The sequence below is a fragment of the uncultured Zhongshania sp. genome (assembly GCF_963975605.1).
Taxonomy (GTDB): domain Bacteria; phylum Pseudomonadota; class Gammaproteobacteria; order Pseudomonadales; family Spongiibacteraceae; genus Spongiibacter; species Spongiibacter aquimaris.
The window spans coordinates 411770-423605 of record NZ_CAXBHN010000002.1 but is presented as its reverse complement, the minus strand read 5'-3'; the positions used below and the strand labels follow the sequence as shown (position 1 = coordinate 423605).

Below are 11836 nucleotides of genomic sequence, written 5' to 3'. Positions count from 1 at the left end.
GTAGACCTTGATGAAAATGGAAGTACCGCCTTGCGGGTGATGCTTGGAATTTAAGGTAAAAATTTTCACTGCACAATTTTCTTCAATTAAATCGCTTACTGCGACGTCTAATATTTATTTAGGAACAAGCTCGTCTTTGCTCGGTCACAATTCTTGTGATCGGGTTTAGCAGTGTATTCGTAGGCAATTTAGTTCTTTTGCGTGTAAAGCGCTACGCCTGACTGAACATGTGCATTTGAGATGATTCTGCCAAGCTTTTCGGCTGCGGTGCGCGGGGGAGATTTAAGACTGACTGCTTTACCCTGTGGCTCTGGCTAGTGTGGGGCGCCCCTACAAATATAGCTACATCTCCCTGTACGGCAACTAAAAATGACGAAACAAGGAGCGAGAGTGTGCGAAGCGTTTTTGTAAAAAAAGCGGCCATAACGACAATTTTATTTATGCTAATTTGCGCCAGTCCGTCTGTGAGCTTGGCCGCGTCTCCTGCTGCAGAGCCCGTTGATTATCGTGCTCTCGCCGCCATGCTCGAAAATGAACATGCTAGAAATGTATTAATTGAAGAACTTCGGGGTCTTGAAAATAAGCCGGTAACGCAGGAGCTAACCAATACGGAAGTGGTGTCAGCAGATGCTATTGCGGCACAAGCTCCCAGTGGTCAAAGCGCAAACGAGGTGTCGTTTGCCCGGCGATTGGCGGCGACCAGCCAAAGTATCGCCAGTGGTTTGAATGATCAACTTGGGGTGCTGGTAGCGGCGGCCCAAAGTCTGTTTTCTAGCAACGAAGAGACGATTGTCGTTGGGTCCCAAGCTGATCGGGATAAAATGTTACGTGCGGCTGGGCAATTGGCGGGGGTGATTATAGTCACCTTTATGTTGTTTATTGTTTTTAGAGCAATCGCGGCGCGGCCTTTTCAGGGACTAAGTTTATGGGTGAGTCGAGGGTCTGAAAAATTCACCATGGTGCGAACGATAGTTGCGGTGGTAATCGCCGGGCTAGTCGATGTGCTGGCAGTGGTTTTGGCTTACGCAGGTGGTGGGGCTGTTAGTAATTATTTAGCTGAAGACAACGCCACTGCGGCGACTCGGCTAGCGCTTTTCCTTAATGCCTTTATGATTGTTGAGCTGGTAAAGGTAGTGCTGAGAATGTTGTTTGCCAAGCGCTACGCTAGCCTGCGATTGGTGCCGGTAACAGCTGATCAAGCGGCATATTGTAATCGCTTTTTCGCGGGAATCGCCGGTTTTGTCGGCTATGGGGTGTTGGTGTTGGTGCCCATTTTAAACTTTAATATCTCGCCGAATTTGGGCTCGGGTGTCAGTTCATTAATTGTTTTTACTGCGGCCCTATACGCAACGGTGGTTATTTTGAAAAATCGCCGACGTATTGCTGACAGATTGAATTGCCGCGCCGAGGTTAGCAGCGGTGCGCTGGCTATCATTTTCCGGGTGCTAGCAAAACTTTGGCATTTACTTGCTATTGCTTACGCTGCCACTGTTTTTGTGGTCAGCGTGTTGCACCCTGAAACCGCGTTGCCCTTTGTCGCCATCGCAACTCTTAAAACCTTGTTACTCGTGGGTGGCGGCTTATTGTTCTCGGTGGTACTTGGGCAGCTGATAGGTAAAGAAATTAGTTTTTCAGAAGGACTTAATACACGTATGCCGCGCTTGCAGGCTAGGGTCAATACCTATGTTCCTAAAAGTTTAAAGCTTGCTCGCAGCTTGATTCTGATCGCGGTCGGGGTGTTTACCTTGGATGTGTGGGCGGTTTACGACCTTGGTGCCTGGTATAACAGCGATATGGGTGCGAGAGCGGTCTCTGCCTTAGTTGACATTATAATTATCATGTTTGCAGCCGCTCTGGTTTGGGTGGTTTTGGCCAGTGTAATCGAACACCGCTTAACGCCAAAAGACAATACGCTGCCCGCCGATGCTGCGCGGGCTGAGACCTTGCTGGGCTTGTTCAATACCACACTCGCGATCGCGATTATCGTTGTGACGGTGATGATTGTGCTGTCTGAAATTGGCGTGGATATCGCGCCGCTGATTGCCAGTGCCGGGGTATTGGGTTTGGCGATTGGCTTTGGTGCTCAAAAGTTGGTTCAGGATGTGATTACCGGGGTGTTTATTCAGCTTGAAAATGCGATGAACACCGGCGATTTTATTTCTGTAGGCGGTAATTCGGGAACGGTAGAACGGGTTGGAATACGATCTGTTGCGATGCGAGATTTATACGGCACCTACCATATCGTGCCGTTTTCCTCGGTCGACGCGGTTTCTAACTACACCAAAGAGTTTGGCAATCACGTGGGTGAGTATGGCATTGCCTATCGGGAAAGTATTGATGAGGCGATTATTCAGCTTGAAGCCGCTTTCGAAGAATTAAAACAAGGGAAGTTTAAAGATGACGTGTTGGCGCCACTCAACGTCGCTGGCGTAGTCGCCTTGGCAGACAGTTCGGTGAATATTCGCGTTGTTATCAAAACGACACCGGGTAATCAGTGGGCCGTGGGTCGAGCCTATAACCGCCTAGTGAAAATGTATTTTGATAAAGCGGGTATCGAAATACCCTTTCCGCACACCACCTTGTATTTTGGTGAGGATAAGGATGGATCTGCCCCTGCGGGGAATATTCGCCTTGCCGGTGACGCTAAGGTAGTGGATACCCAGGGCGGTTGAGTCGAATTGCGTTGAACCATAAATGAGGTCGCGCTTTGCGCGGCCTTATTTATAGTGTTGTTAGGATTGGCGTAACGCGGAAGCTTCGGATTTTTGACTTGGGGCGCGGGATTTTTCTGCCGGGGCGGTGACTAGAACGACTAAATGATAGCCGTTATGTAGCCATTTTATGCCCGAGCTTCATTTCGACTAGCGATGCGCGCCGGAGATGTCATTTCCAGCATGCCGTGATGAAAAGCGACCACGGCAGCCATAGAACGATTGCGAACCCCCAGCTTCCTGAAGATGTCCTTCACATACCCGTCAACCGTATAAGTGCTGATGGATAAGGTTTTTGCAATTGTCTTATTGCTGTTGCCCTGCGCGAGTTCCCTCAGGACATCGTGTTCACGCGGTGTGAGTGGAAGGGCCTGAAGCTGTTGCTGTATTGGATTGTGGCTGTCTAAGGGCATTTTGGCGATCACTTTTGCGTTTGCGATTGCCAAGTATCATCCCCCGCAAACGAGGGGCTGACAAATGAAAAGTTACCACACTTCGGGTTAGTTTTTCTTATCTTTCCACTCTTCGGCGATGATTCTTACCATCCAGTCGTAGAAGGCTTTGATAATCTCGTCGTCAGCATTGCTATTGCAGTAAGTCAGAAAACACTCGCCGTGGGGAGTCACCTTGTCGGGCATGGGGAGCACAAGGTCGTCGTCTTTATTCATGAATTGGTGCGCCGTGGGGAGATAGCCCATCGCTACGCCAATATTGTTTTTAACAGCTTCGATACTGGCTTGTACGGTGCTGACAACGAGCTCATTTGAGGTGTCTGGTAGCAGGTTCCATTGAGTTTGCCAGCGCGGCCACTGATACGTGTCACCCGAGATTTTGATGAGGCGGCAGTTGCGGAAATCACCGTTGCGTAGTTTAGGGTGTTGCTCAAGGTAGCTGCGGCTGCAGATTGGCGTGAGGGCAATTTGCACTAGCGGATGATAGGTCAGCTCGGGCTCATTACCACATTCGTGACGAATGGCTACATTGGTTTCAGAATTCTCTAAATCGATTCTCGATACGTCGGAATCAATCTGAATGTTTAATTCAGGGTGTTGCGCCTGGAATTCATGGATATTGGGAAATAGCAGTAGGCTCGCAATATTGGGCAGGGTATTAATCACGAAGCGCCGTTGCTTTTTCTCTTTGCGCACAGCCAAGGTCGCGGTGTGAATCAAGTCAAGTCCGCGTTTAATGTGCAGGTAATAGCGTTTGCCTTCAGGGGTCAGCGTGATTTTCCGGTTTGCCCGTTTGAACAACGTGACGCCGAGGTTTTCTTCAAGAGCTCTAATTTGATGACTGACCGCGGGCGGCGATACAAAGAGCTCGTCCGCCGCGTCTTTGAAGCTCATACGACGAGCCGCCACTTCGAAAACACGAATCAGATTCAGGGAGGGAAGGTGTTGATTACTCATTTGCTGAAAAACTCAGATTTGCTATCCGTGGATCTATTTAAGTTTTGAGGATCGACATTAAACAATCGTACTTCTACCCCATGATTTTTATCATTTTGGAATGCTTGTGCCGCCATCTCGCAAGGCGCCGTTACTTCTCCCCACCCCCCCGTTTAAGGGGGATAAGCAGGATAAACGCGCAGTTTTGCCAAGTCCAGCAATAGTGAGTCGCTAAAAGATGTTCGATCGGCGACTCGTGTGTTCTTTCATCTCAATCGTTACGTAGCATGTTAGCGATGCTTATATGCCAATAAGTGCAGGTTGGATTAGCAGCCCTTTAAATCAAATGCTGCGTGTCTGGCGGGCGCAGAAGGGTGTGTGCTGAGCAGACCTTGCTGTGAGAGGCTGCGGCGTATGACTTTTGTCAGATTGACCTGGTCAGATTGACTCGGTCAGATTGACCTAGTCTGGTCGATGCGCCCGGTAGCGGTAGAGATAGAAAAATGAAAAATCCTGGTGTTCCAGTAAACCATTTCTAAGTAGGCGGTCTGAATAAGATGATTCGCAAATATTCAGTCTTTGCCAATATGACGCCCAATCAGCTCTTTAGGCAGAGGCTCGGGGGTGAGAATGAAGCTTCGGAATTGGTGCTGGTGCTGTTTTGCTATTGCGGCGCCGACGGCACAGGCGCTTAAGGCGGGTGACGTAATCGTTCAGGGAGGTTGGTTTTTTCTGTCACCGCAGGAGTCGAGTACGCCGCTTAATACAAAACTTGCCCCCAGTCTGCTGGGTAATGTTTTGGGAATAGAGCAAGAGTTTAGCTCACCGGGTACTTCACTCTCTGTAAATGATTCGAATACGCCGGCGCTGACAGTGTCGTATTTTTTGACTGATCATCTTGTTGTGAAACTGGAGGGGGGCGTTCCCGCCGAGTTTGACTTGTCCGGCCAAGGCGATGTCCAACCAACGGGATTAACCGGCGCTCTGGTCAATGTTGATCTTGGAGCGTCTCAGAATAATCCCCTAGCTTCAGTGCGGCAGTGGAGTCCCGCGATACTTGCCCAGTGGTATTTCCGCGATGTGGATGCAAAGTTGCGCCCTTATCTTGGTCTGGGTGTAACGTATACGTGGTTTGACAAGATAGAATTAAATAGAAACTTCGAACAAAATCTCACTCAAAATTTTGGCTCGGTGCTGGCGCTGGCAACGGGCAGTGATGTTAATACCCGCGTTGATGGCGATGCGAAACCCGATGTAGCCCCAATTTTTAATGCCGGCTTAGCGCTGGAATTAGACGACCGTTGGAGTTTGTCTTTATCGGTATCTTATTTGGCGCTGGAGACTACGTCTAGTATTACTATTACGTCGGTTGATGGCACCCGCCTTTCCGAAAGCCACAGCAAACTTGACCTGAACCCGATAGTATCGTCTGTGCTGATTGCTTATCGCTGGGGCGGCGATTAATAAGTTTGTATCGAGTTGTTTTGGGGCGGTATGAACACAGCGTATGTTTTACACCTTGTGGCATAATAGTCGGCCGACACCTATTTGCGGTCGAGGCATATCACTGATGGGGCGCTCACATTTACCATGGAAACTCCTAACGACGAACACTGGATGCGCAGAGCCTTGCTCTTGTCATTAAAGGCGGAAGCTAAAGACGAGGTGCCAGTGGGGGCTGTTATTGTGCGTGATGGGGTCGTGATTGGTGAGGGGTTTAATCAGCCAATCAGTACGGTCGACCCAAGTGCTCATGCTGAAATTGTCGCGCTTCGTCACGCAGCAAAAGCCGCAGCGAACTATCGTCTTCCTGAGGCAACTTTGTATGTGACTGTGGAGCCCTGTGCAATGTGCGCCGGCGCTATCATCCATAGTCGTATTGCACGAGTTGTATTTGCGGCAAGCGAGCCTAAGGCAGGCGCGGTTTGTAGTCATCTGCAATTGTTTGATCAGCCGCAAATGAATCATCGGGTTGAATGGTGCGGCGGCGTATTGGCGAATGAGGCGAGTGATATTGTGCAGGCTTTTTTTGCTCGGCGCAGGGCGGAAAAGAAGCGTGACAAGCTCGCTTAAATTGGTCGCGGTGCGGGACGGCCGCTAGAGTTATTTAGAGTGCGTCAAAACCGCGGTTTAACTCGGCTGGTAGGTAATCGGAAACAATGCGAGGTGGTGGAACGCGATAGCGATTAAGCTCATCCCAGGTTAGCAGTGAATAGTAATCGCGGATATTGCGCACGTAGCGCGCCGCTTCGTCACCGCGGGCATAGCCGTATTTTGATGGCTTGTACCACTTTTGTTGGCGTAGCAATGGCAAATTTTCTTTTACATCATTCCAAAGGTTTGGGTTGCCGCCGAGTTTTTGCGTAATGACCCTGGCGTCTTCGACGTGGCCAAGGCCAATATTGTACGCCGCCAAGGCAAACCAGCTGCGGTCGGGAGCTTCTATTCCCGCCGGTATACGGCTATAGAGCTTTTTGTAGTAGCGGGCGCCACCGCGCAGGCTCTGCAGGGGGTCGAGACGGTCATCTACCTGCAATTCGCGTGCAGTCGATCGTGTCAGCATCATCATGCCACGCACTCCGGTGGGAGAGCGCGCCTTGGCATCCCAGTGCGACTCCTGGTAGCTGATTGCGGCCAATAGGCGCCAGTCCAAATCATATTCAATAGCTACTTGCTCAATGATTCCCTTTACCTCGGGCAGGCGCTCTTCCTTCATTTGCAGAAAGGTGTGGGTGCTAATAAAGGTTTGCCGCTCGTTAAGCGTAAAGTTCCGATCAATTAAACGGGCTAATTTGCCATTTTCGGTGATGCCTTTAAAAAAAATGGTCATTTCTTTTATCAGACTCGCGTTTGCAGGGCTCGCTGCCATTGCCCATGCTAATTTGCGTGGTTTGCCTGCACTGAAGGCGATGCGAAAGCTGGGGTAGAATGCCCGGTTTGCGTAGTATTCGGTCGAGTTGACGATGGTTGCATCAATTTGGCCGTCCGCGAGCTGTTCTAGTAAGTCAATTGTTTCAAGATCACGGCTTTCCATCCACGTCAGTTCCGGGTGCTCGTTTTGCAGTGTTTTGAGTTGCTCGGCGTGGGCAGTATTACTAATTACCCGTATTTGCTTGCCGATGAGGTCTTCTATTGAGCTCATTGGGCTATTTACGTCTCGGTTGTAGATAAAATACTGCTTTACGCTGAGGTAGCTTGGGCCGAAAAGTAAGGTTTCTTGTCGTGCGGGCGTAATGCTGAGAGCTGCAGCCGCGATATCGGCTTGGTTGTTTACCAGCCCACTAAATACGTCATCGAGGCTAACTACGGGAATTATCTCTAATTCAACGTCGAGGTGGTTGGCGAAAGCGAGGGCGAGTTGGTATTCGAAACCCGCTGGCGCACCTTGAGATTCGTAGTAAGTGGTAGAGCCGTTGCGGGTAAGTACCCGTAAAACACCGTTATCACGAATTCTTTGCAGATTGTCGCTGCTGTCTTTACTACTATTTAGCACGATGGCAACGAGCGCGAAGCACGCTGTAATTAGCCATATTGCTAGAAATCGTAATGTTTTTCGGCTTGCTGGCAAGTGTGGCGCTCCAGTGGATTCGGGGCCAATTGTATCGGGATGGGACTGATCGCACCATAAAGACTATTTTGGATAAAAATTCTCGCGTAAATCCTTTACAATGGCCGGCTTTAATCCCATTCGATCGAGGTTGTCGCCCCGAATGCTTATTCTTCCTGGTGCCCCAGCGCTTTCAGATTTCCGTATAGAAAAATTAAAGGCCGCTTTGGCCGCCTCAATTCCCGCTCTGCGGGGAGTGAGTGCTCAATTTATTCACTTGGTAGATACCGCTGCTGAGCTCGATACTGAGCGCAGCGATGTGTTGAGCCAGTTGTTGCAATATGGCCCCCGCGCCGAGTTTATTGCCGGTGGAGGCCTGAGTTATTTCGTGGTGCCTCGACCTGGCACCATCTCGCCGTGGTCTAGCAAGGCGAGCGATATTGCCCACAACTGTGGCTTGGATATGATCGCGCGAATTGAGCGCGGCGTGCAGTACCACTTCGATATTGAGGGTGATATTGATGGCGAGCAGCAAGCCCTGCTTTTGGCGTCAATCCACGACCGTATGGTGGAGTCGGTATTAAACACGCCGGAAGAAGCGAGTGTGCTGTTTAGCCGCCAGAGTCCAAAGCCGATGCAGGCGGTCGATGTGCTCGCGGGAGGCCGCGATGCGTTAGTCGCCGCGAATAGCGAACTGGGGCTCGCCCTTGCAGACGATGAAATCGATTATCTGCTAGAGAGTTTTATTCAGCTGGCGCGCAATCCTAGCGATGTCGAGTTGATGATGTTTGCGCAGGCGAACTCCGAGCATTGCCGCCATAAAATATTTAACGCCAGCTGGACTATTAATGGCGAGCTGCAGTCCCACTCTTTATTCGGCATGATAAAAAACACCCACGAACTGGGTGGTGAGGATGTACTAAGCGCCTATTCAGATAACGCAGCTGTGGTAAAAGGTCACCGCGCCGGCCGTTTTTATCCTGAACCTGGCACCGCTGAATACCAGTACCACCAAGAAGATATTCATTTATTGATGAAGGTGGAAACCCATAATCACCCCACCGCAATTTCCCCGTTCTCCGGTGCCGGTACTGGCTCTGGCGGCGAGATACGTGATGAGGGGGCGGTAGGTCGAGGTTCTAAGCCCAAGGTGGGCTTGAGTGGTTTTAGCGTATCTAACTTGCGTGTCCCTGGGTTTGAACAACCTTGGGAGGCCGATTACGGCAAGCCCGGCCGCATTGTTTCCGCACTCGATATTATGTTGGACGGGCCTATTGGGGGCGCCGCCTTTAATAATGAGTTTGGCCGACCTAATTTATGTGGCTACTTCCGCAGCTTCGAAGAAAATGCCGTGGGTGCGGCGGGCGAAGAGCGTCGCGGCTATCACAAACCAATAATGATCGCCGGTGGTTACGGTAATATAAAAGAAGAGCACGTGCTTAAAACCGAATTTCCAGCCGGTCATAAATTAGTGGCCTTGGGTGGGCCGGCTATGTTGATTGGTTTGGGCGGTGGCGCGGCGTCGTCAATGAGCAGCGGTGCCTCTACTGAAGATTTGGATTTTGCCTCTGTGCAACGTCAAAACCCTGAAATTGAACGTCGCTGCCAAGAGGTGATCGACCGCTGCTGGGCGATGGCTGACAACAACCCCATTGCCTTTATTCACGATGTTGGCGCCGGCGGACTCTCTAATGCATTCCCCGAGTTGGTTAAAGACGGTGGTTGCGGTGGTGATTTTGAATTGCGCAAAGTGCCCAACGATGAACCGGGCATGTCGCCACTAGAAATTTGGTGCAACGAGTCACAAGAGCGCTATGTCATTGCCATTGCACCTGAAAACCTCGCCACCTTTGAAGCCATCTGTGATCGCGAACGCGCGCCGTATGCAGTGGTTGGCGAGTCTGTTGCCGATAAGCGTCTGCGTGTTGGCGACACCCATTTCGACAATAACCCGGTTGATCTGCCTATGTCGGTGCTATTTGGTAAGCCGCCAAAAATGCACCGCGAGATTACTCGTCAAAATCCGCAGCTACCGGCCTTTGATGCATCTGCCATTAATGTGGAAGACGCCCTGGATCGACTTTTGGCCCTGCCTACCATTGCCGCCAAGAATTTCTTGATCACAATTGGCGACCGTTCTATTACCGGGCAGGTACATAGAGATCAAATGGTTGGGCCGTGGCAAGTCCCCGTTGCAGACTGTGCGGTAACAACGGTTAGCTACGACTCTTACGCCGGTGAAGCCATGGCGATGGGCGAGCGCACGCCGCTTGCACTTATCGATGGCCCGGCGTCGGGGCGCATGGCTGTTGCGGAAGCGCTAAGCAATATTGCTGCGAGCCGGATTGAAAAGATTTCTGATATCAAACTCTCTGCCAACTGGATGTGCGCGGCGGGTTATGCTGGCGAAGACGAGATACTATTCGACACGGTCAAGGCAGTGGGTATGGAATTTTGCCCGGCGCTGGGTATTACTATTCCCGTCGGCAAAGATTCCATGTCGATGCGCACCACCTGGCAGGACGGCGCTGACAGTAAAGCCGTTACCGCGCCTATGTCGCTTATCATTACTGCGTTTAGTCCCGTAGCGGACGTCCGTAAAACGGTCACGCCGCAGCTGCGCACCGACCTTGACGACAATGCCTTGTTATTAATTGACTTGGGTGCGGGTAAGCAGCGTTTGGGTGGCTCGTGTTTAGCGCAGGTTTATCAGCAGGTTGGCAATGACGCGCCAGATATTGATGACCCTGCGGTGTTGGCTGGTTTCTTCAATGCAATCCAACAGTTGTTAGAAGAGCAAAAAATAATGGCCTACCACGATCGCTCTGATGGCGGTTTGGTACTCACTTTGTTAGAGATGGCTTTTGCTGGTCATTGTGGTCTAGATATTGAGCTGAATGCCCACGGCAAACTGCATGGCGCACTGTTCGCTGAAGAAGCCGGTGCGGTGATACAGGTACGCTGCGCTGATGTTGAAGCGGTGATAGATACCTTTGCTGCGCATGGCATCGCCGCCTGTGTCCAAGAAATAGGTCGCGCTGTGGCCGGTAGTGACGTTGCGATTAGTTTTGGTGGTGTTGAAGTTCTTAGAGATGATCGCTTGGCGCTGCAGTTGAAATGGCAGCAGCTGAGTTACCGTATGCAATCACTAAGGGATAATCCAGAGTGTGCGCAACAGGAATTTGACTCAATCACAGAAAGCGACCCCGGTTTAAGCCAGTCATTGCGTTTCGATGCGCAGGATAATATTGCCGCCCCTTTTGTAAACACCGGCGTTCGTCCGCGAGTCGCTATCCTTAGGGAGCAGGGTGTCAATGGTCAGATGGAAATGGCCGCGGCATTCGATCGGGCTGGATTCACCGCTGTTGATGTTCATATGAGTGACATTTTAAGCGGCCGTGTCAGCTTGCAAGATTTTAAAGGCCTTGCCGCCTGCGGTGGTTTTTCCTACGGTGACGTATTAGGTGCGGGCGAGGGCTGGGCTAAAACTATTTTGTTTAATGGTTTGGCGCGTGACGAGTTTGCCGGCTTCTTTCAGCGCAGCGACACCTTCTCGCTTGGGGTGTGCAACGGTTGTCAGATGATGTCTAATTTGCACTCCTTAATTCCGGGTGCAGAATACTGGCCGCGTTTTGTGCGCAATCGCTCAGAACAGTTCGAAGCGCGGTTTTCCTTGGTTGAAATCCCCGAATCACCCTCCATATTACTAACTGGTATGGCGGGGTCGCATTTGCCGGTTGCCGTTGCCCACGGCGAAGGTCGTGCGGAGTTTGCAGATTCTGCTCATTTGCAGAATTTACAGCAGAGTGGGAAAGTGGCGCTGCAATTTATTGATAATCAGCTGAATGCGACTGAACGCTATCCCGCCAATCCGAACGGTTCGCCATTTGGGATTGCTGGTGCTAGTAGTGTTGATGGTCGCGTTACCATCATGATGCCGCATCCGGAACGGGTTTTCCGCACCGTGCAAAATTCTTGGGTGGCAGACAATTCAGTGGAAGATAGCGGTTGGATGCGCTTGTTCCGCAATGCACGTGTATGGGTAAATTAAGAAAGTAGGTAAATGAGCGCCGGCTTGTGCCGGCGTTTTTACAAGGGCGGTTCAGGGGTGCTCCGTCTGTTATTAACGTCCATTGTTGGCGTCCGTTACTAAATAGACACCGTCGCGACAGACGGTTTTGGTGGAAATA

General features: G+C 50.8%; 7 protein-coding genes. 4 read left to right on the top strand and 3 right to left on the bottom strand.

What is annotated here, in order from left to right; translation table 11 throughout:
- Positions 1-392: 392 nt before the first annotated feature.
- On the top strand, positions 393-2672 hold the full coding sequence (locus AAC007_RS04270) for a mechanosensitive ion channel domain-containing protein (RefSeq protein ID WP_339674778.1): 2280 nt from the start codon (positions 393-395) through the stop codon (positions 2670-2672).
- Positions 2673-2839: 167 nt separating this feature from the next.
- On the opposite strand, the gene AAC007_RS04265 is transcribed toward AAC007_RS04270, so the two are convergent.
- Together AAC007_RS04265 and AAC007_RS04260 are read right to left on the bottom strand one after the other, a co-directional pair.
- Positions 2840-3157: a LuxR C-terminal-related transcriptional regulator gene (locus AAC007_RS04265; protein WP_339674775.1), complete on the bottom strand. Its 318-nt coding sequence runs from the start codon at positions 3155-3157 to the stop codon at positions 2840-2842.
- Positions 3158-3211: 54 nt separating this feature from the next.
- Positions 3212-4120, bottom strand: a complete 909-nt coding sequence (locus tag AAC007_RS04260) for a LysR family transcriptional regulator (RefSeq protein WP_339674772.1) — start codon at positions 4118-4120, stop codon at positions 3212-3214.
- Between the two features lie 609 nt (positions 4121-4729).
- Between AAC007_RS04260 and AAC007_RS04255 the strand changes: the two genes are divergently transcribed.
- Positions 4730-5563, top strand: coding sequence for an OmpW family outer membrane protein (locus AAC007_RS04255; protein WP_339674770.1), 834 nt, complete (start codon positions 4730-4732; stop codon positions 5561-5563).
- Positions 5564-5689: 126 nt separating this feature from the next.
- Positions 5690-6172 carry a tRNA adenosine(34) deaminase TadA gene (gene tadA / locus AAC007_RS04250; RefSeq protein WP_339674767.1) on the top strand — a complete coding sequence of 161 codons (483 nt, stop codon included), beginning with the start codon at positions 5690-5692 and terminating at the stop codon, positions 6170-6172.
- 34 nt (positions 6173-6206) lie between these two features.
- Here tadA and mltF read toward each other — a convergent pair whose 3' ends face one another.
- On the bottom strand, positions 6207-7667 hold the full coding sequence (gene mltF, locus AAC007_RS04245) for a membrane-bound lytic murein transglycosylase MltF (RefSeq protein ID WP_296434041.1): 1461 nt from the start codon (positions 7665-7667) through the stop codon (positions 6207-6209).
- 142 nt (positions 7668-7809) lie between these two features.
- Here mltF and purL point away from each other — a divergent pair, with 142 nt between their 5' ends.
- Entirely contained in the window at positions 7810-11697 is a 3888-nt protein-coding gene (gene purL, locus AAC007_RS04240) for a phosphoribosylformylglycinamidine synthase (protein WP_339674765.1), read from the top strand.
- Positions 11698-11836 lie beyond the last annotated feature (139 nt).

What these genes read in the sequence shown, in the direction of transcription:
- AAC007_RS04260 (WP_339674772.1), bottom strand. Translation starts at nt 4,120, where the DNA reads ATGAGTAATCAACACCTTCCCTCCCTGAATCTGATTCGTGTTTTCGAA.
- AAC007_RS04255 (WP_339674770.1), top strand. Translation starts at nt 4,730, where the DNA reads ATGAAGCTTCGGAATTGGTGCTGGTGCTGTTTTGCTATTGCGGCGCCG.
- tadA (WP_339674767.1), top strand. Translation starts at nt 5,690, where the DNA reads ATGGAAACTCCTAACGACGAACACTGGATGCGCAGAGCCTTGCTCTTG.
- purL (WP_339674765.1), top strand. Translation starts at nt 7,810, where the DNA reads ATGCTTATTCTTCCTGGTGCCCCAGCGCTTTCAGATTTCCGTATAGAA.